This is a genomic window from Streptosporangium jomthongense (assembly GCF_042650425.1).
GTDB lineage: Bacteria > Actinomycetota > Actinomycetes > Streptosporangiales > Streptosporangiaceae > Streptosporangium.
The window spans coordinates 28,285-48,817 of sequence record NZ_JBHSBC010000066.1 but is presented as its reverse complement, the minus strand read 5'-3'; the positions used below and the strand labels follow the sequence as shown (position 1 = coordinate 48,817).

Here is a 20,533-nt window from a genome sequence, read left to right as displayed (position 1 = left end):
CCGTGTTCGTCGCCTGGAGAGACCTGAAGTTCGCCAAGGGGCGCTTCGCCCTGATGGGAACCGTCATCGTGTTGATCACCCTGCTGGTCGGGCTGTTGTCCGGGTTGACGGCCGGTCTGGGTCAGCAGAACATCTCCGCGATCACGGAACTGCCCGCAGACAAGATCGCGTTCCAGGCTCCCGGCGACGGCCAGAACCTGTCGTACTCCAACTCCACCGTCACCGAGCAGCAGTGGCTGCAGTGGTCCACAGCACCCGGCGTCGAAAACGCCGAACCGCTGGGGATCACCACGACCAAGGCCGCCTCCGGAGACAAGAGCACCGCCGTCTCCGCCTTCGGCGTCAAGCCCGGTTCCCGCCTCGCCCCGGTCGGTGACAAGATCAGCGACAGTGCGGTGGTACTGTCCGTCGCGGCCGCCGACGACCTCGGCGTGCAGACCGGCGGCTCCCTCACCCTGGCAGGTCAGCGGCTGACAGTGGCCGCCGTCGAGGGCGATGCCTCCTTCAGTCACACCCCGGTCGTCTGGACCAGCCTGGATGTCTGGCGCAAGACCGTGCCGCCCACCGGTGGTGGGCAGGGCCCGACCGCCACCGTCATCGCCCTGACCACCGCCTCCGAAGCCGACACGGCGACCACCGACCAGCGGATCGGTACCCGGACGGTCTCCATCCAGGACTCCCTGTCCGCGATCGGCTCCTACACCTCGGAGAACGGCTCCCTGCAGCTGATGCGCGGCTTCCTGTTCGTCATCTCCGCCCTCGTCATCGGCGCTTTCTTCACCGTGTGGACCATCCAGCGCAGCGGCGACGTCGCCGTCCTCAAGGCACTGGGCGCCTCCACCGCCAACCTGCTCAAGGACGCTCTCGGCCAGGCCGTCGTCCTGCTCACCGGAGGCACCCTGCTCGGCACCGGCATCGCCGTCGCACTCGGCGCCCTCGTGTCCGGCTCCGCTGTGCCGTTCCTCCTCACCCCCGCCACCGTCCTGATCCCGGCCGCCGTGATCATCCTCCTCGGCGCGCTCGGCGCCGCCCTGTCCATCCGCCGTATCACCTCCGTGGACCCGCTGACCGCCCTGGGGAGCGCCCGATGAGCCTGAACCTGACCGACATCACCCTCACCTACCCCGACGGCGAGACCCGCCTGACCGCTCTCGACCAGGTCAGCCTGGAGGTTCCCCAGGGCAGCCTGACCGCCGTGGTGGGCCCTTCCGGCTCCGGCAAGTCCAGCCTTCTCGCGGTCGCCGCCACCCTGATCACCCCCGACACCGGCACCGTCACCGTCGACGGCCAGAACACCACCGGCCTCACCCGCGGCGAGTTGACCGAACTGCGCCGCCACAAGATCGGCATCGTCTTCCAGCAGCCCAACCTGCTGCCCTCCCTGACCGCCGCCGAACAACTCCAGGTCATGGCCCAGATCGACGGTCGCAAACCCCGCACCGCACGCGACCGCGCGATGGAACTCCTCGACGCCGTCGGCCTCGCCGACCAGGCGGGCCGCCGCCCCCACCAGCTCTCCGGCGGCCAGCGCCAGCGCGTCAACATCGCCCGCGCCCTGATGAACGACCCCACCGTCCTCCTGGTCGACGAACCCACCAGCGCCCTCGACCACGAACGCGGCGCTGCGGTTCTCGACCTGATCGCCCGCCTCACCCGCCGGCAGGCCACCGCCACCGTCCTGGTCACCCACGACCGCACCCACCTCACCGACGCCGACCAGATCGCCGAAGTCCACGACGGACGCCTGCGCCTTCCGGCACCGACGCTCCGAACCGGCAGCGGCGCGCCGGGCGAACGGACGGGATGAGGAGGCGATCACGGTGTGGAAGGCGCAGGTGCGGCCGGCCGTGGGACCACCGCGGCGAACCTGGATCATCTGGTGCGTGCGATCAAGCGCGGGTTGAAGAAGATCCAGTACCGGCCGCATCTGATCGGCGGCTGCCTGGCCGGGACCGGTCCGGTTCTCAAGCCCTCGTAACTCCACGAACTAAAGAGCAACGGCCGGGCGCCTTCGCTGGTCGGCCTCGACGTGGGTGAGGAAGAAGTCCCGGATGTCCTGCGCCAGGAGCTCCGGCACCTCCATCGCGGCGAAGTGGCCGCCGCGCTCGAACTCCGACCAGTGCCTGATGTCGTGCAACCTCTCGGCCAGCGGCCTTACCGACTGCGTGATGTCGTGTGCGAACACCGCCACACCGACCGGCACCGGGCACGGCTCGGTCCGCCGTGGAGTCTCGCGGTGCAGCCGCGCCGAGGAGGCCGCGGTGGCGGTCAGCCAGTACAGGGAGATGTCGGTGAGCATCCGCTCGTCACTGATCGTCGAGCGGGGGTCGGTCCACTGCGCGAAGCGTTCGGCGATCCAGGCCAGCTGGCCGACGGGCGAGTCGGTCAGCGCGTAACCGATGGTCTGCGGAGTGGCGGCCTGCAGTGCCTGGTACGGCGGGCGGTTGGCCATCAGCTGCCGGACCTTGTCCAGCCGGGCCTCGTCCGTCTTCGACAGTTCGACGTCGGCGTCCGGGTCCGGCCGGGTGGGCAGATAGTTGACGTGCACCCCGGCGACCCGATCGGGTGCCACCGCGCCGAGTGCCAGGGAGATGCCCGAACCGAAGTCGCCACCCTGCGCGCCGTAGCGCTCGTAGCCGAGACGGCGCATCAGTTCGGCCCAGGCCTGTGCGACGTGGACGATGTCCCAGCCGCGCCGGTGGGTCGGCCCGGAGAAGCCGTAGCCCGGGATGGACGGGATCACCAGGTGGAAGTCGCGCGACAGCGGCTCGATCACGTCGAGGAACTCCAGGAACGAGCCGGGCCAGCCATGGGTGAGGATCAGCGCGAGCGCGTCCGGCTTCGCCGAGCGCACATGGACGAAGTGGATGTTCTGGCCGTCGATCTCGGTGGTGAAGTGCGGAAGCTCGTTGAGCCTGGCCTCCTGCGCACGCCAGTCGTACCCGGTGCGCCAGTACTCGGCGAGTTCCTTCAGCCGAGTCAGCGGGAAGCCGTAGTCCCACCCGGCGTCGGCGACCTCGTTGGGCCAGCGGGTTCGGGAGAGGCGGTCGGTCAGGTCGTCGAGGTCGGCCTGGGGGATGTCGATGCGGAACGGCTTGATCACGGTCCTCACTCCGGGGAGATTCAAACGTTAGTGACACTAACGAAGGTAGACTGTTAGTGTCACTAACGCAAGAAGCGGAGGAATCCCGTGGGCACGATCCCCGAACCGACCCCGGCCCGGCTGCGCGCCATCCCCAGCCGTCTGCTCGCCGGGACCGCGATCGTCGCCGACCGGCTCGTCGGTGAACGCCTGTCCGCGGAAGGCGCTCACAAATGGCACTTCGCCGTACTGGTCACGCTCGCCGAGGCCGGCTCCGCCAGCCAGGCCGAGCTCAGCCGCCGCACCGGCATCTACCGCAGTGACATGGTCGCCGTCCTCAACGAGCTGGCGGACGCCGACTACGTCCGCCGCGAACCCGACCCCGCCGACCGCCGCCGCAACGTCATCACCCTCACCCCCGTCGGCCGCCGCCGCCTGGAGCACCTCGACGCGCTCATCACCGACGCCCAGCGCGAACTCCTCGCCCCCCTCACCCCCGGCCAGCGGGAGGAGCTCACTCGACTGCTCACCGTCCTCGTCGAACACCACCGCCCCCCGCACCCCCGCCCGCACGACGCGCGATAGCCCGTCGCCCGCCTCCGGAGTCTCCGCGAGGTGACCCGATCGGGGCCCGTCCCGGAGTTCCCCGACCACGGTGGGCCGATCCATCGCCCCGGGGTGGCGTTGTCAACGGGAGTCATGTGTCTCGACAAGGTCAGTCAGATGACACGGATTCGAGGGGTGATCCGTCAACCGGATCTCTGTTATCAACGAACTATCAGATAGTTGGACAATGGTAGTAAAGGGGAACTATCCATGTCACAGCGCACGAAGTCCATCAAGCTGAGGCTTCTCGGCGCCGTTGGTGCCGCGGTCATGCTGGCGCCTGTGCTGGCGACCGGTTCGGCCCAGGCCTCCACCGATACCGCTCGCCAGGCGTTACTGGTCACCGGCATCCACGTCTACTCCTCCACGGGCTTCTCGGGCCCGGACGCCTGGCTCAACGGAGACCCCGGTCAGTGCTACTACGTCGGCGCCGGCTGGAACGACAACATCCGTTCCGCCCGTACCGAGAGCAGCCGCCTGGTGGAGCTGTGGGACAACTACGACTGCACCGGTGGAGCGATCGTCGTCGACAGCAGCGGCTACAACTCGATCGGCAGCTGGGTCAGCGCCTACCGCATCCGCTAGTTCGGTGACGCTGGACGCAAGCGGTGAAGGCGGCCCTGTTCCGGCCGCGGGCGCGCGGAAGGAGCGGTACGGAAACCAGCGGTAGAGCCTGCCGCCGGTGAGAACACGGAGGCCGCACCCGACAGGACATCCGTCTTGCCGGGTGCGGCCATGCCGTGGCGCGGTCACGGGCCGGAGAGACTTCTCCGCCCGTCCTCACACCGTCCCGCTCGAACGCGGCCCCGCGGCTCAGTCCTCCAGCTCGTCCAGCAAAGAGGCCAGCAGGTTCTCCTCCGGTCGCACGATCCGCTCCGCGATCTCGCGCAGGGTCAGCTTCTCCAGAAAGAGCGTGACAGGGACGTCGAGGTCGAAGTCGTCGCGCATGCGGCCGACGAGGAAGACGGCGGTGAGCGAGTCGCCGCCGACGGCAAGATAGGTCCTGTCCAGGTCCTCGGCCCTGGTCAGCCCGAGCGTGGCCGACAGCAGTCCGATCACCGCGTCCTGCAGGTGACCGGTGTTCGCCAGGGCGGGCACCGAGACTAGCGCGGACAGGGAGAAGGCTCCGTAGGAGACCCCGGAGAAGGCGCGGGTGCGAATGGCCGGCCGGCTCCCGGCCCACTCCTCGACCGCCACGTGCACGTTGGTTCCGCCGATGCCGACGGAGGTGATCCCGGCCCTCCGGATCCCCCGCGAGGACGTCCAGGGAGAGGCGGCGGTGACCAGGTCGAAGGGGGAGGCCTGGAGGCGGAGGTCGGGGTGCGGGCGGGTGACGTTGGCCGAGGGCACCAGGGTCCGGTTCTCCAGCATGAGCACTGTCTTGATCAGGCCCGCAACTCCGGCGGCGGTGTCCAGGTGGCCGAGGTTGGACTTGACCGAGCCGATCAGACAGCGGTCGGCCTCGGCGAAGGCGGTGGAGGCGGCGGCGATCTCGATGCGGTCGCCCAGTTCGGTGGCGGTGCCATGGGTCTCCAGGTAGTGCGCCTGCGCGGGGTCGAGTCCCGCGGCCGCCCACGCCTCGACGATGGCGGCGGCCTGCCGGTCGACGCTGGGCGCGGTGAAGCCGACCTTGGCCGAGCCGTCGTTGGTGATCGCGGAGCCACGGATGACCGCGCGGATCGGGTCGCCGTCGGCCGCGGCGTCCTCCAGCCGCCTGAGCACCACCAGGCCGACGCCGTTGCCGGGGACCGTGCCGGCCGCCTTCTCGTCGAACGGGCGGCACCGGCCGTCGGGGGAGAAGACGCCACCGGGCCGGTAGAGGTAGCCGCGCCTGCGGACGGAGTCGATCGAGACGCCCCCGGCGAGCGCGGTGTCGCATTCACCCAGCAACAGTGCCTGCGCGGCCAGGTGGACCGCGGTCAGCGAGGTGGAGCAGGCCGTCTGCACGGTGAGGCTGGGGCCGTCCAGTCCCAGGCGGTAGGAGATCCATCCGGCCAGGAACTCGCGGTCGGTCAGGACACGCAGGTGCATGGCGCCGTACCGCGCGGCCAGACCGGGGTCGGCATGGGCGGCGATCATGTGCTCACTCAGTCCGCCGCCCACATAGACGCCGGTACGCCGGGGTGGTCTGCGCGGGTCATGGCCGGCGTCCTCCAGCGCGTTCCACGCCGTCTGCAGCAGCTGGCGGTGCTGGGGGTCGAGAGCGACCGCCTCGGCGGGATTGAAACCGAACAGTTCCGCTTCGAACCGGTCGGCGCCGACGAGGTAACCCTTCGACGGCACGTAGGCCGGGTCGCGCAGTTCCTCCTCGCCGACTCCGGCGTCGCGAAGCTCCTTCTCGCTGAAGTCGGTGATCGAACAGACCCCGTCGCGTAGGTTGGCCCAGAAGGCGGCGAGGTCGCAGGCACCTGGGAAACGGCCGCTCATTCCGATGACGGCCACGGCCGCATCAGTCACGATCTCCTCCTTGTTCTGGCCGCCAGGCGCGCCCGCCTGTCCGCGCCGTGTCGCCGGTCCTGGTCGTGGTGGGGTCGCGTGACGCCGTCGAGCCGGGCCGCGAGAGTGGCGACGGTGGGATGCCGGAACAGTTCGACCAGGGCCAGCTCGTCGTGGCCTTGGTCGTGCAGGGCCGCCAGGACGGTCAGCAGCCGGATCGAGGTGCCGCCCACGTCGAAGAAGTTGTCGTGTGTTCCGATGTGTTCCACGCCCAGTACCCGCCTCCAGATTCCGGCGATCAGTTCCTCGGTCGCGCCGGACGGGGTGTGATGGGGTTCGGTGGGACCGCGGTGTACGGCAAGCGGCTCCGGCAGCCTGGTCCGGTCCACCTTGCCGGAGCGGTTGACCGGCAACTCGTCCAGGAGTGTGACGGTGTCGGGCATCATGTAGCCGGGCAGGTGTTCGGCCAGCCAGGCCCGTAGGGCGGCGGGGTCGGCTCCCGGGGCGACGGCGTAGGCGGCCAGCCGTCGCCCGTCGTCCTCGCCGACGACGCGGGCGGCGGCGACGGAGACCAGCGGGTGTGTCGCGAGCAGGCTCTCGATCTCGCCCAGTTCGATGCGGAATCCTCGGATCTTGACCTGGGTGTCGGTCCGGCCCAGATACGACAGCACCCCGTCGGCGTCGTAACGGCCCAGATCCCCGGTCCGGTACATGCGTGAGCCGGGCGGGCCGTACGGGGCTGCGACGAACCGCTCGGCTGTCAGTCCCGGCCGTTCGGCGTAGCCTCGGGCGAGCCCGGCTCCGGCCACGTAGATCTCCCCGGTCACTCCTACCGGGACCGGGCGTAGCCGTTCGTCCAGCACGTAGACGCGAACCCCGGCGACTGGACGGCCGAGCACCACCGGTTCGCCGGGTTCCAGATCGGCGAGGGTCGAATAGACGGTGGTCTCGCTCGGTCCGTAGGCGTTCACGATCCGCCGGTGCGGTGCCCACCAGCGTCTGACCAGTTCCGGCGGGACCGTCTCGCCACCGACGGCCAGGGTTCGCAGGTCCGGCAGTTCGTGCGGGGGCATGGACATCGCGGCCGCGGGGGGCAGGAACGCGTAGGTGATGCGCGAGTCCTGGAGACGTGCGAGCAGGTCTTCACCGAGACGTTCGTATTCGTGGGGGATGTGCAGTTCGGCGCCCGCCGTCCAGGTGAAGAGGAGGTCGGAGACCGCCACGTCGAAGCCGAAGTTGACGTACTGCAGGACCCTGTCGTCACGGGTGACGGGGAACTGCCCACGTACGGCCGTCACCAGGTTGAGCAGAGCGCCGTGCTCCACGGCCACTCCTTTGGGGGCGCCGGTGGAGCCGGAGGTGAACAGGACATACGCGAGGTTGCCCGGCTTCGGCGGGCCCGGGGGCGGCTCCAGCGGGCCGAGCTCGTCGAGTACCGGCACGTCCAGTTGACGGGCGAGCGCACGGGTGCCGTCGCCGGTGACGAGCAGGTGGACACGGGTGCCGGAGACCATGGCGGCCAGGCGGGCGGGTGGGTGACCGGGGTCGAGCGGGACGTAGGCGCCGCCGGCTCTCAGTACGGCCAGCGCGGAGACGGCCATCTCCAGGGATCTCGGCAGGAGCAGGCCCACGGGGACCTCCGGTCCCACCCCCGCCCCGCGCAGCCGGACGGCCAGGTCGTCCGCCCGTCGCAGGAGCTCGCGATAGGTCAGGGTGGCCTCGCCGTACGTCACCGCGACGGAATCGGGCCGCTCCGCGGCTGTCGCGGCGATGAGCTCCGGCACGAGCGGGGACGCGGGGGCCGGGGGGCCGGCCGGAAAGCGGGTCGCCAGGGCGAACTGCTCGGCGTTGAGCATGCCGATCCGGCTGATCGGCAGATCGGGGTGCTCCAGCAGTCCTTCGAGCATCACCCGCAGGCTCCGGGCCCAGTGTCCGACGGTCGCCGCGTCGAACAGGTCGCTTCGGTAGACGACATGCCCGAGGAGTTCCCCGTCCCACCGTTCGACGTAGAGCAGCAGGTCGAACTTGGCTTCGTCCAGTATCAACTCGATGCGTTCCACCCGTGTGCCGGGCAGCCGCAGGGTCAGTGAGGTGTCGCCGTAGTAGGAGAACATCACCTGGACCAGCGGGTCGTGACTGAGCTGGCGTTCGGACACCACCGCTTCGACGACGGCTTCCAGGGGCGCGTCGTGGTGCAGGCGGCCGTCGAGCAGGCGGTCGTGCAGCCGATCGACCAGCTCCCCGAAGGTGGGGTCGCCGGTGAGGTCGGCCCGGACGGCCAGGGTGTTGGTCAGCAGGCCCACCACGCCCTGGACCGAGGGGTGGTCGCGTCCGGAGACAGGTACGCCGATCACCAGGTCCCGCTGGCCGGTGACGCGGCCGAGGAAGGCGGCGAAGGCGGCGAAGAGCACGGTGAAGGAGGTGGTTCCCCGGTCGCGGGCAAGCTTGGCGAGGCGGTGCGGTGTGTCGGGAGGCAGGGGGAGTCGTTCGACGCCACCGGCGGTGCCCTGTACCGGCGGGCGGGGCCGGTCGGTCGGCAGGGCCAGGGTGTGCGGTGCGCCGGACAGGCTGCCGGCCCAGTAGGCGACCGCCTCCTCGGCGGGGTGTTCACGGCGCCAGGCGGCGTAGCCGGGGTACTGCAGCTCCAGGGGTTCCAGTTCGGCTCCGCCGTAGGCCGTGGCCAGCTCGTCCAGGAGGATCTGCAGGGACCAGCCGTCGCAGATCAGGTGGTGGGCGACGAGCAGAACGCGGTGCAGGTCCGCCGAGACGGTGTGGACCGCGCACCGCAGCAGCGGTCCTCGCTCCACGTCGAAGGGCCGGGCGGCCTCCGCTCTCAGGTCGAGCCGCGCCACGTCGGTGAAGGCGAGTTCGGCGGAGTCGCAGACCACTTGGACGTACTCGCCGTCGCGGACGCGGAAGACCGTCCGCAACGACTCGTGTCTGGCGACCAGCGTCTCCAGCGCCCGGCGGAAGGCTTCGACGTCGAAGGGGCCGTGGACGGCGAAGGCGACCGGCACGTTGTACTGGGCCGTGCCCGGGTGCATGCGATCCAGCACCAGCAGCCTGGCCTGGGTGGGGGAGACGGGGAATTCGTAACGCATCGCGACTCCCGTGGGTTGGGGGCGAGGGCTGTGGTGACCGTCGCCACAGCCCGCGGCGCCCGCATGCTCCGCTCGGCGAACCGTGGGGTGACGGCGTTGTTCCACTCCGCCGGGAGGAGGCGGGTTCACCTACTCGGCCCCGTCCGCCAGCTGTTCGAAGGCATGCACGAGGCGTCCCATGATCAGCGCGGCCTCGGTGCGGGTACGGCAGTCGGGCCGGTAGGCCAGCCGTATGTACAGCCGGTCAGCCGGATCGATCATGACAGCCAGCGGGTAGTGCGAGGAGTCCCAGACCTCGGCCAGCCGCAGGCGCCCGGGACGGTCCAGGCCGTCGCGGGGATAGTTCTCGAAGCCCAGCGCGGTGTCGAACAGGTCGCGATGCCCGGCCAGCCGTTGCAGGTCGGCCAGGCGCACGTACTGGTGGGCGGCCAGCCGGGCGTGCTCGTCCTGCAGGCGGGCCAGGAGGTTGTCGCCGAGCCTGACCCGTACCGGCAGCGCGTTGATGAACAGGCCGATCATCGACTCGATTCCGGGGATCTCGGGCGGGCGGCCGGAGACGATGGTGCCGAAGACGACGTCGTCCTGGCCGGTCATCTGGGCGAGGACCATGGCCCAGGCGGCCTGGGCGAGGATGTAGAGCGTGACGTCGACCGCGCGGGCCCGCTCGCGCAGCCTCCTGCTCAGCTCTTCGGTGAGTTCGAGGTCGAGCGTGTGCGGGATCACGCTGTCGAGGGCGTCCGGATGCAGGCGGGTGGGACCGGGCAGCCCCGCCAGGACCGGTTCCCAGGCGGCCGTGGCCTTGTCCGGCTCCTGGGCGCGGAGCCAGGCCAGGTAGTCGCGAAACTGGGGGGCGGGCGGCAGCGTCTCGCCCTCGTACAGCGCGATGAGCTCGCGGGCCAGGAGGGGCTTCGACCAGCCGTCGATCAGGAGGTGGTGGACCGTCAGCAGCAGCTCGGAGCCGACCAGCGCGGCGCGGAGCAGCGGTGGCCTGGTGACGTCGAAGGGCCTGATCCGGTCGGCCGCCATCACCTCCTCCATCGTCTGTCCGTCCACCTCGACGAAGGGGACGGACACGTGTTCCGGCACCAGTTGCACCGGCCTGCGCAGCCCCGCCTTGTACCGGAAACAGGCGCGCAGGCCTGCGTGCCGTTCCACCAGGATGTCGACCGCCCGCCGCAGTGCCGCCACGTCCACCGGCCCGTCGATCCGGAACCGGCCCTGCATCATGTAGACGTCCGGCCCGGACTCGACCAGGAGCGCACGGTAGAGCATGCCCTCCTGGGTGGGGGAGAGAGGCAGGATGTCCGACAGCCTGGACCCCACCACCGCCTCCAGCGCGTCGACCTGTTCCTGCGAGAGCTCGACCAGCGGGAAGTCCGAGCTGGTCGAGCCGCCCCCCTGTTCCCGGGCGAGCACGCCGAGCGCTTCGAACCACAGGTCGGCCAGGGTCTCGGCCTCCTCTGCCGACATGCCGGCGTAGGACCAGACGGCCACCAGGTGGGGTCCGTCGGCGATCACGTCGAGTTCCACGGCGTAGGTCGTCGGCACGTCGGTCGTGCCGACCGGTTCCAGGTCGCCGCCGGAGAAGCGCCCGAGGTAGTTGAAGCGCAGGTCGGGCCCGGGCGAGGCGGCCAGCCGCGGTGCGGTGTCCGGGTTGAGATAACGCAACATGCCGTAGCCGAGCCCGCCGCCGGGAACCGCCCGCAGCTGCTCCTTGACCTGCTTCAGCGTGACGCCGGCCGCGCCGTCCCAGAACCCTTCCGCGGCCTCCAGCCGGACCGGGTACTGCGCGGTGAACCAGCCGACGGTCGCCGAGAGGTCCACGTCGCCGGTCGGCTCCTCGCGTCCGTGGCCCTCCAGTTCGACCAGCAGGGCGTTGCCGTGGCCGCGCCACCTGGCCGCCGCGGCGGTCAGCGCGGCCAGCAGCACGTGGTCCGGCCCGCAGCGGTAGGCGGTGGGCAGCCGGGTGAGCACCGCCTCGGTGATCTCGGGCGCGAGGGTCCTGGTCAGGGTGGTACGGCTGCCGCCGCTCGTCCTGCCGGGCACCAGCCTGGCCTCCTCGCCCGTGTCCATCCCGGTCCAGAAGGACAGCTCGGCCAGGCGCGCCGGACTTACCGCCTGCTCGTGCAGCAGCGTGGACCAGCGTTGCACGGAGGTCCCGCGCGGAGGAGGCATATCGGCGCCCGACAGCAACACCGCCATCTCGGCGGCCAGGATGCGCAAGGACACGCCGTCGGCGGCCAGGCGGTGCACGGTGAGGAGAAGCTTGCCCGCCTCCTTCTGCCAGACGGCCTGGAGCATCCTGCCCTTCTCGGGATCCAGGGCGGCCCCGCCGAACCCCACCGGCTCGGCGGTCGCCGGGACCTCTAGTTCCCAGTGCTCGCCGGAGTGGCGGACGAGCCGCGTCCGCAGGCTCGCGTGCCGTTCGGTCAAGATCTGGAGCGCTCGACCGATGCGCTCGGCGTCGGCGTCGTCGGGCACCGGCAGCAGGGCTGACAGCGCGAAGGCGTGCAGCGGGCCGTGGTGCTCACGCCACCGGTGCATGATCGGGGTGAGGGGGAAGCGCCCGACCGGCGAGTCGGTCGCCACCTCGCTCGTGGCTCCGGCGAGCGCGGCGAGCCTGGCCGGGGTCCGTGCGACGAAGACGTCCTTCGGGGTGAGGACGATCGCCTCCTCCCTGGCCCGGGAGACGAGCTGGAGGGCCGCGATGCTGTCGCCGCCCAGGGCGAAGAAGCTGTCCTGCGCTCCGACGTCGTCGACCTTGAGGAACTCGGCGAACAACTCGCAGAGCCGGGTCTCCACGGCGCCGGCGGGGGCACGGGTCCCGGCCCGGCGCGGCGGCGCGGGCAGGGCGGCCCGGTGGAGCTTGCCGCTGCGGGTCAGGGGCAGGCTCGCCAGCTCGACGAAGGCGCCGGGCACCATCTGGACCGGCAGCCGGGCCGCCGCGTGGGCGATGAGCGCGTCCTGGTCGAGCTCGCCGTGCGGCACCACGTAGGCGATCAGGCGTCCGTCCCGCAGGGCCACGGCGGCGCCGCTCACCGAGGGGTGGGCGGACAGGACCGCCTCGATCTCGCCCGGTTCGACGCGTACACCGGACACCTTCATCTGGTCGTCGGTGCGGCTGAGGAAGTCCAGCTGCCCGTCGGGCCGCCGACGTGCGAGGTCCCCGGTCCGGTACATGCGCGCGCCGGGCTCGAACGGGCAGGCCACGAAACGCTCGGCGGTCAGCCCGGGCCGGTTGAGATAGCCGCGCACCAGGAGGTCCCCGGTCAGGTAGAGCTCGCCGGGCACGCCCACGGGTACCGGGCGCAGCCGGGCGTCCAGCACGTAGGCCCCGACGTTGTCCATGGGCAGGCCGATCGGCGGGAGCCCCTGGGGCTGCTCCGTGCTCAGGGTCGCCAGGACCGTGCCCTCGGTCGGCCCGTAGGTGTTGTGGAAGCGGCGCCTGCTGTTCGCCCAGGCCCGCACCAGTTCGGCGGAGCAGACCTCGCCGATGGTGGCGATCACACGCAGCGCCGGATACTCGCCCGGCGGCACACTGGCCAGGATCGTCGGTGAGATGAAGGTGCCGGTGATCTCGCGCTCCACGAGCACCTCCGCCAGCTCCCGGCCCGTCAGGGGGCCGGGCCTGGTGACGACGAGTGTGCCGCCGGAGCCGAAGGCCATGCACAGCTCGCCGACCAGGACGTCGAAGGTCGGGGCGCTCAGCTGCAGTATCCGGCTGGAGGCGTCGATCCGGAGCTGCTCGACCAGGGAGACGGTCAGCGTCGCGTGCCCGGTGTGCGAGGCCACGACGCCCTTGGGGGTGCCGGTGGATCCTGAGGTGTAGTAGACGTGCGCGGCCTGCAGCGGTTGGAAGGCCCGCGGGAGCGGGGCCCGGCCGGAGTCGCCGGGCGACAACCGCGAGACGCCCGTCTCCGGTAAGGGCGTCGCCGGGTCGGCCACGACGGCCACCGGCGCGGCGTCCCGCAGGATGAACGCGATCCGGTCCTGCGGGTATTCGGGGTCGACGGGCAGGAAGGCGGCTCCGGCGCGCTGGACCGCGAGGATGCCCACCACCAGCTCCACCGACCGGCCGAGGACGAGTGCGACGATCCGCTCCGGACCGGCGCCGCACTCGCGCAGCGCCCCGGCCAGGCGGTCGGCCCGCGCGATCAGCTCGGCGTAGGTCACCGCCTCCTGCTCCGACTCGACCGCCACGGCGTCCGGTGAGAGGGCCGCCTGCCGTACCGCCAGATCCGCCGGCGAGGTGGCGGGCAGCTCCCGGGGGACGGCGGCGCCGGGTGTCTCTCCAGACAGCAGCGCCGCGTGGGAGATCGGCGTGTCAGGGGAGCGCACCAGGTCGGCCAGCAGGACGGTGAAGCCGTCGGCCCAGGCGCGGACCGCCTCGGGGTCGTAGAGGTCGATGCGGACCTCCAGCGCCCCCGCGAGACCGTCCTCGGTGTCGCGCACGATCCCCATCACGTCGTGCTCGCCGCCGGTCTGCACGCGCTCCGGCTCGGCGATCTCCTGCAACATCCGCACGCTCTCCTGGCGGGTCAGGTACATGAAGACCCACTGGAACAACGGCGAGCGCCCGACGACCCGCTCGGGGCGGATCGCGCTGACGATCCGCCCCACGGGTACGTCGGCGTTGTCGAGCAGGCGCGGGAAGTCGGCGGTGAAGCGGCTCAGCAGGTCGGCGAAGGTCGTCTCCGGCTCGAAGTGCCAGCGGGTGGGAACCTCGTTCATGACGTAGCCGATGACGCGTTCCAGGCCCTTGGCCGCCCGGTTGGCGACGGGCGTGCCGATCGTCATGTCGTCCTGGCCGCTCAGCCGGTGGGCGAGCACCGCGAAGGCGGTCATCAGGACGCCGTAGACGGTCGCGCCCCGCTCCCTGGCCAGCGCGCGGATCGCCGCCTCTCCCTCCAGGTCGATGTGGAAGGGAAGCCGCGTGATGCCGAACGGGCCGCGCGGCGCGCCGAGCGGCCCCACGGTCAGCGGGGGCGGAGGGGCGCCCAGATAGTCGCGCCAGAAGCCCAGCTGGGCCTGGAGTACCCCGGCCTCCTCCAGTTCGCGCTGCCACGAGGCGAAGTCGGGGTACTGGATCTCCGGGCGGCCGAGTACCGGCGGGGTGCCGTCGCGCACGGTCTTGTAGGCGGCGGTGAACTCCCTGTGCAGGATGTCGAAGGAGAACCAGTCGGTCACGATGTGATGCAGTGCCAGGACCAGGGTCGAGCGCTTTTCGTCAACCCTGATGAAGCGTCCCCGGATCAGCCGGTCCCTGCTGAGGTCGAAGCGCCGTCGGCTGTAGGCGGTCAGCTCGTCGTGGAGGGGGCCACGTAGTTCGGCCCGCTCCAGGACGAAGGGCCCCGCGGCGGGGAAGTCGGCGCGCAGTTCGTCGACCGATCCGGTGATGCGCATGCGCAGGATGTCGTGCTGCTCCTGGACGATCGTCAGGGCGGCTTCGAGGTCGCCGGGGGCCACGGGGCCGTCGAAGTGGTAGGCGCAGCAGAGGTTGAGGGCGGACAACTCCGAATAGAGCGCCTCGTAGACCCACAGGTCCTCCTGGCCTGGGCTGAGCCGTACCGGCCGGGAGGGGTCGCGTTGCGGGACGATGTCGGGGATCGCCCCGATCTGCCCTGCCTCGACGAGGCGGCGCAGGAGTGTGACGCGCTGCTCACGCGGGAGCGCGGCGAAACGGGTCGTGGTACTCATGGGGCCTCCGTCATCAGCGTGGACAGTCGCTCCAGCCCGGCGAGCACCTGCTCGGCCGGGAGCCCGAAGTCGACGAAGCAGGCCACTTCGTCGACGCCCAGGTCGCTCAGGTCGGTGAGGAACTCGCGGCAGCGCTCGGCCGGGCCGAGCAGTCCGCCCCAGTTCAGGTAGCGGCGGAGGGCGAACTCGGCCAGTGCGTCGCTCTCCCGTTCGGTGAGCCGGGCGGCCCGGCCGTCGTCCAGCCGGTTGGTGGCGGTCTGCGCCACGTAGGACTTCAGGTAGGCCTTGAGCGGCTCGCCTACCGTCCGGGCCGCGTCGTCGGCGACGTGGGTGTGGGCCATCAGGGTCACCGTGCCCTTTGGGTGCAGCTCCCGGTAGAGGGCGATCCTGCCGGCCAGTTCCTCACGGGTCTGGCCGATCGTCGCGGCCAGTACGTTGGTGCGCAGCCGCCCGGCGGTCCTCCAGGTCTGCGGGTTGCCCGAGGTCGTCAGCCACAGGGGGAGCTCGGGTGAGTAGGGCGTGGGCTGGGGCCGTACCGCGACCGGCCTGCCGCTGCCGTCGGTGAACTCCACCTCCTCGCCCGACCACAGGCGGCGCAGCAGTTCGATGCCGTCCAGGGCGTGCTCGCGCCGCCCGGCGAACCGCTCGGGGGCGAGCACGAAGTCCTTGGAGTGCCAGCCGGTGGCCACCGACAGGCCGATCCGGCCGCGCGACAGGTTGTCGACGACGGCCCAGTCCTCCACGACCCGCAGCGGGTGGTGCAGTGGCAGCACCAGGCTGCCCGCCCGGATCGCGATGCGCTCGGTGGCCACCGCCAGGGCCGCGCTCAGCACCGACGGGTTGGGGAAGACCTGGCCCACCTGCTGGAAGTGCCGTTCGGGGGTCCAGACTGCGGTGAAGCCCAGCCGGTCGGCCGCTCTGGCGATGTCCAGGATCTCGGTGTACTTCGTGGCATGGCCGACGCCGCCGACGTTGTCGGCCCCGAAGAACATGACGCTGATATCCATCGGGACGTCAGTCCTTTCACGAGATCTGGGCGGCCGGGTGGCGGGGACACCGTGGAGGTGAACCTCGGTGCCGGCGCGGCGAGAGGCCGTGGACCGTGTCAGGCACGGGTTACGCTCACGGGCCGGATGCCGCGCCCGTTGGCCTCGACGTGGTCAAGGCACTCGGCTCTCGGGGAGGTTCCCAGCACGACCCGCCGGCCCGCGGGGACCTTCGGGCCGAAGGGCCACAGCGAGTGCAGGTTCCCGTCGTTGACCAGGACCAGGTAGGTGCCTTCGGCTTCCTCGAACGGGTTGGTCATGTCGCGGTCTCCGTTCCGGTCGGGCGGGTGGACGTCGATCTCACGTACGGCGGTGCCGGCCAGGCCCGCAGCGAGGAGCCGGGAAGCGTCTTTTCCACGTCGGCTATTTCGGGATGGCGCGGTTTTGCTCCGGAGGTGAACGCGGGATATATCCCGGGCCCTCACGATCCAATGCGTGCGCGAAGAACCTCTGCCGCAGCTCCGCCTCCCGAAAGACTCGCGCCTGGTTCAGGCGGATGCGTGAATCCATGTTTCGGTTGTCCGTGAGGGATGAGACTTCGAATGTGCTCTCACGTTCACGGCGTGCTGCTAAAGAACTCTTGCGGAAAGTATGTTGCCCACCAGATCCTGTCAAGGGGAGGTACCGGCGAGGCGGGGGGTTTTCGGTTGATCGAGCTGAGTCCTGATGGCGGACCGGGGTAACGCCGTCCGGCGTCCCGAAGCTCGCGGCGGGCCTTCCCGCCGCGTGTGCAGGGGATTCCACAAAGGTGATTGTTCATATCTTTTGAAGCCGTGTCGCAGAACAGCGTTCGGTTCCGCCGACGAGCGACGGGGGCCGGTCACGGACGGTGGCAGGGGAGGCGGGAAAGGCCCGTACCTCGACGCACCTGCGCCGGCCTCCGCTCGGATCTGTGTCACCGGCCACAGAGCGGATCGGCTCGGTGCATTTTCGGAATCACCTCCCGGAATCCGTGTTCACAGGAGGAGTTTCGCGAACATTAATTGAACGAACGGTCCGCGGAACGTCCGTGGCGTCGGCTTCGCGCAATCGGCCATTTCTGAGAGCGCAAAAAGCCGCGAACGCTGCGGAAAGTCACATCGCGTCCGGCCGTGGCGACCCGAGTGGCGAGCCCGCGTGAGGAGTTCTTACAGGCCGAATCCGGTCGTTCCACCTGTCGGCCCGGCGGAAGCACGGAGCCGAAAACCTCGCGTCGCCGATGAATGCGTGGCCCCGCGGCCGCCGCTCACCGGGGACGCGCCGGCCGGCCGGTTCAGTCGCGGACGGCTCGTTGCAGGACGGCCTGGATGTGATCAGGGTCGGCGGGGGCGTTGTCGAGGAGGATCGCGGTGCACAGCCCGTCAGAGGCCGCGACGAGGGCGGCGATGGCCGCGGGGTCGTCGGTCAGCGTGGCGGCGAGTTCGGCGATGTTCTCCCGCCAGCGGCGTGCCACGGGCCGCAGTGGGGGGCGGCGGGCGGCCAGGGTCGCCAGCTCGCGTTCGGCCAGGGCGCGTTCACGTCCGGAACCGGCGGACTCGGCGATGAGGCGGGCCAGGCCGGCGAGCTTGTCGCCGGGGGTGTCGATGATGTCGCGGATGCGGGCGGTGTAGGCGTCGGCGACGCTCGTGAGGGCGGCGACGAGCAGGTCGTCGAGGGTCGCGAAGTAGTAGGTGCTCAGGGACGTCGTGGTGCCGGCCTGCTTGGCGACCGTGCGATGGGTGACGCCTGCCGCGCCGTCGCGAGTGACCACGGCAAGGGTGGCCTCGATGATCTCCGCGCGTCGTCTCTCACCACGCGCGCGGCGTCCGTCGATGTGCTCGCCGTCGTCGGTGGCGTCGTCCATGCTGCTCCTCGGCACGACCCCAGGGTAGTGGAGCCGTCGTTCAACCGTCCGTGTCGCGGCTCCGCGCCTCCCCGAGCGCGGGCACGTGACGCAGCATCTTGAGGCACAGCACCGTGGCGGCGGCGATGACGACCCCCGCGACCAGGGAAGCGATGTTGAGTCCGCTGGTGAAGGCCTGCCGGGCCGCCTCGACGGTCCCGGGCGGAAGGTTCTCGGTGATCGCCGCGGTCGCGTTCAGACTGTCGGTGAGGGGACCGGAGGTCTCCGACGCCAGGCCTTCGGGCACCGTCACCTGAGTACGGTAGACGGCGGTGGTGAGGCTGCCGAGCAGGGCGACGCCGACGGCGATGCCGAGCTCCTGGACCGTCTCGGACATCGACGCCGCCGACCCGGATCGCGTCGCCGGCACCGCACCCACCACGATGTCGGTGCCCAGGGCGGCGAGGGCGCCCAGCCCGAGATAGACGAACGCGAAGCCGGCCGTCACAGGGATCTCGTCGTCGAGCCCCGCGGTGGCGAGCAGCGCGTACCCGGCGAGGGACACCCCGAGGGCGGCACCCATGACCGAGCCGGGACGCAAGCGCCGGGCGACCAGGGGAGCACCGATGGCGGCGGCGAACATCGCCAGCGCCGGTGGACCCATCCAGAGTCCCGCGTCGAAGGGCGTGAGCCCCACGACGAGCTGGAGGTACTGCGTGACCAGGTACATCGAGCCCCCGACTCCGGCCAGGCCGATGAGCAGCACGCTCAACGCCACGGTGAAGGCCCGGTTGCCGAACAGTGTCACGTCCAGCAGGGGGTCGGTGAGGCGGCGTTGACGACGTACGAACACGACTCCGGCCAGAACGCCCGCCACGGCACAGACGAGGGCCGGGCCGCCGGGGCCGTCGGAGGCGATGCGCTTGACGGAGTAGACGACCGGAAGGATCGCCGCCAGGGACAGGCCCACGCTGATCAGGTCCGGCCGGCCGGTGGCCGGGGCCGCGTACTCGGGGAGCAGTGCGCGTGCTCCGGCCAGGACGACGAGGGCGACGGGCACCGCCGTCAGGAACGGCGCTCCCCACCAGAAGGAGTCCACCAGCGCTCCGCCCACGATCGGCCCGGCGGCCATCCCGAGCGCGAACATCGTGGCCCAGACCCCGATCGCGACCGCGCGCTGACGTGGGTCGGGGAACATGTTCGAGATCAGCGACAGCGTGGAGGGCATGAGCGTCGCCCCGGCCACCCCCAGCAGGGCGCGCGCGAGGATCAGCAGTTCGGCCGTGGGGGCGAACGCGGCGAACACCGAGGCCGCCGCGAAGGCGATCATCCCGATCTTCAGCAACCGGCGTCGCCCGATCCGATCGCCCAGCGTGCCCATGGTGACGAGGAACCCGGCGACGAGGAACCCGTAGGCGTCCATGATCCATAGCAGCTGGGTGGCCGACGGGGACAGATCGGCCGCCATGCTCGGCGCCACCAGGTACAGCACGGTCACGTCCAGCCCCAGCAGCACCGTCGGCATGGCCAGCAGGCCCAGGCCCGCCCACTGGCGCGCCCCTGCCCGCGTGAACCGTTGCCCCGCCATCACGCCCCCTTCGCTCTCATAAAATTGAACAGTAGTACAACTAGTACAAACGTTCAATTTAATGAGAGCGGGCGTCACCGGCCGGGGCCGGGACGTACGTCTCGTTCTTGATCGGGTAGACCATCAGCCGGTCGAGGCCACCCGGGCCGGACGGTGACACGCGCTCACGTTCCGGTGGCGGTCCGCGGTTCGTCACTCACGGAGGCGGTGCGGCCTCGCCTCCCAGGAGGCGTCGTGCGAGGTGAAGGGCGTCGGTCACCGGAGTGGGGCCGGCCACGGGCACGATCGAGGCGCCGCCGGCCAAGTCGGACCTGGAGCTGGGCGAGAAGACCTCCGCCCACATCAAGCACGACCCCGCGGCCCGGCGACACAGGCGCTGAGAACTGGTTCTGCGTCGTCCGGCGCGTTGCCGCCTGTACCGGATGTGCTCGTCGTGCGTAGCGCCAAAATCCGGTCGTCCGATCCTCCCCGGAGGCCGGTGTGCGCCTGCGACCTGCCGCACATGTTCGCCCGGTCGGGGGGTGACGGTGTGGGTGTGGTCAGTCCGGCAGCAGGTGTGACACCAGGGTGCGTGCCCATTCGGGAGTAGGGGCCTGGTCGGTGAAGACGGCGCGGTAGTAGAGGGGGGCGAGCAGGGCGTCCGTGGCGCGTTCGACGGGTGGGGTCTCGTTACCCCGGGCCTGTTCCCGTTCGAGCATGGCTTCGAGCTGCCGCTGGCGTTCCGCACGGCACACGCCGGCGTTCTCACCGCCCGTGCCGACGATGGCTCGTACCAAGCTGAGCGTGTCCGGGTCGCTGAGGTCCCTGGCGAGGTCGGAGGCGAAGCGTTCGAGGTCCTCGCGCAGGCTTCCGGTGTCCGGCACCACGATGTCCCCGGAGAAGCGGCTGGTCGCGACGTCGGCGAGCAGGTCTCCGACGGAGCCCCAGCGGCGGTAGACCGTGGTGGCGTGCACGCCTGCGCGGGCGGCTATCACCGGGATCGTGAGTTCGTCGGCTTCGTCGCTGAGCAGTTCGCGAACGGCCTGATGGACGGCGGCGCGGACCCGGGCAGAGCGGCCGCCGGGTCGGCTCTCGGCGCGAGGCGAGGAAGGCGCAGGACGCATGCAATCAGTATCGCATTGATCACTGCTTTATAATCGCAACGATCACTGCTTTTGTAGTACGTTGAAGCTACTA

13 protein-coding genes and 1 pseudogene are annotated in these 20,533 nt (G+C 70.6%); 5 read left to right on the top strand and 9 right to left on the bottom strand.

The window, feature by feature from the left end; translation table 11 throughout:
• Positions 1–2 precede the first annotated feature (2 nt).
• The 3 genes and pseudogenes from ACFOYY_RS41805 to ACFOYY_RS42535 form a co-directional block, all read left to right on the top strand.
• Positions 3–1,091 (top strand): ABC transporter permease, encoded by a 1,089-nt coding sequence (locus tag ACFOYY_RS41805; RefSeq protein WP_386197089.1) that lies wholly within the window; start codon positions 3–5, stop codon positions 1,089–1,091.
• Positions 1,088–1,807, top strand: coding sequence for an ABC transporter ATP-binding protein (locus tag ACFOYY_RS41800; protein ID WP_386197088.1), 720 nt, complete (start codon positions 1,088–1,090; stop codon positions 1,805–1,807). The genes ACFOYY_RS41805 and ACFOYY_RS41800 overlap by 4 nt, the downstream gene beginning before the upstream one ends.
• A gap of 51 nt (positions 1,808–1,858) precedes the next feature.
• Positions 1,859–1,978: pseudogene (locus tag ACFOYY_RS42535) on the top strand (IS630 family transposase); the annotation flags it as partial.
• Positions 1,979–1,987: 9 nt separating this feature from the next.
• On the opposite strand, the gene ACFOYY_RS41795 reads toward ACFOYY_RS42535, so the two are convergent.
• Positions 1,988–3,103 carry an epoxide hydrolase family protein gene (locus tag ACFOYY_RS41795; protein ID WP_386197122.1) on the bottom strand — a complete coding sequence of 372 codons (1,116 nt, stop codon included), beginning with the start codon at positions 3,101–3,103 and terminating at the stop codon, positions 1,988–1,990.
• An 87-nt stretch (positions 3,104–3,190) separates the two neighbouring features.
• On the opposite strand from ACFOYY_RS41795, the gene ACFOYY_RS41790 reads away from it, so the two are divergent.
• Complete coding sequence (locus tag ACFOYY_RS41790; protein WP_386197087.1) at positions 3,191–3,667, top strand: MarR family winged helix-turn-helix transcriptional regulator; 477 nt, start codon at positions 3,191–3,193, stop codon at positions 3,665–3,667.
• A 231-nt stretch (positions 3,668–3,898) separates the two neighbouring features.
• The gene (locus tag ACFOYY_RS41785; protein ID WP_352012267.1) at positions 3,899–4,273 is read left to right on the top strand and encodes a peptidase inhibitor family I36 protein; all 375 of its coding nucleotides are present in this window, start codon (positions 3,899–3,901) and stop codon (positions 4,271–4,273) included.
• Between the two features lie 228 nt (positions 4,274–4,501).
• On the opposite strand, the gene ACFOYY_RS41780 is transcribed toward ACFOYY_RS41785, so the two are convergent.
• The 8 genes from ACFOYY_RS41780 to ACFOYY_RS41745 form a co-directional block, all read right to left on the bottom strand.
• Positions 4,502–6,145, bottom strand: a complete 1,644-nt coding sequence (locus tag ACFOYY_RS41780; protein WP_386197086.1) for a beta-ketoacyl synthase N-terminal-like domain-containing protein — start codon at positions 6,143–6,145, stop codon at positions 4,502–4,504.
• Positions 6,142–9,225, bottom strand: coding sequence for a non-ribosomal peptide synthetase (locus tag ACFOYY_RS41775; protein ID WP_386197085.1), 3,084 nt, complete (start codon positions 9,223–9,225; stop codon positions 6,142–6,144). The genes ACFOYY_RS41780 and ACFOYY_RS41775 overlap by 4 nt, the downstream gene beginning before the upstream one ends.
• Before the next feature lie 129 nt (positions 9,226–9,354).
• A complete protein-coding gene (locus ACFOYY_RS41770) occupies positions 9,355–14,922 on the bottom strand; it encodes an amino acid adenylation domain-containing protein (RefSeq protein WP_386197084.1) in 5,568 nt (1,855 codons plus the stop codon).
• A complete protein-coding gene (locus tag ACFOYY_RS41765; RefSeq protein ID WP_386197083.1) occupies positions 14,919–15,929 on the bottom strand; it encodes a MupA/Atu3671 family FMN-dependent luciferase-like monooxygenase in 1,011 nt (336 codons plus the stop codon). Before ACFOYY_RS41765 ends, ACFOYY_RS41770 begins: the two co-directional genes overlap by 4 nt.
• A gap of 98 nt (positions 15,930–16,027) precedes the next feature.
• Positions 16,028–16,228, bottom strand: a complete 201-nt coding sequence (locus ACFOYY_RS41760; RefSeq protein ID WP_386197082.1) for an MbtH family protein — start codon at positions 16,226–16,228, stop codon at positions 16,028–16,030.
• A 992-nt stretch (positions 16,229–17,220) separates the two neighbouring features.
• The gene (locus tag ACFOYY_RS41755) at positions 17,221–17,790 is read right to left on the bottom strand and encodes a TetR/AcrR family transcriptional regulator (protein ID WP_352012426.1); all 570 of its coding nucleotides are present in this window, start codon (positions 17,788–17,790) and stop codon (positions 17,221–17,223) included.
• Between the two features lie 40 nt (positions 17,791–17,830).
• Positions 17,831–19,357: an MFS transporter gene (locus ACFOYY_RS41750; RefSeq protein WP_386197081.1), complete on the bottom strand. Its 1,527-nt coding sequence runs from the start codon at positions 19,355–19,357 to the stop codon at positions 17,831–17,833.
• 539 nt (positions 19,358–19,896) lie between these two features.
• Complete coding sequence (locus tag ACFOYY_RS41745) at positions 19,897–20,460, bottom strand: TetR/AcrR family transcriptional regulator (protein ID WP_352012274.1); 564 nt, start codon at positions 20,458–20,460, stop codon at positions 19,897–19,899.
• Positions 20,461–20,533: the final 73 nt, after the last annotated feature.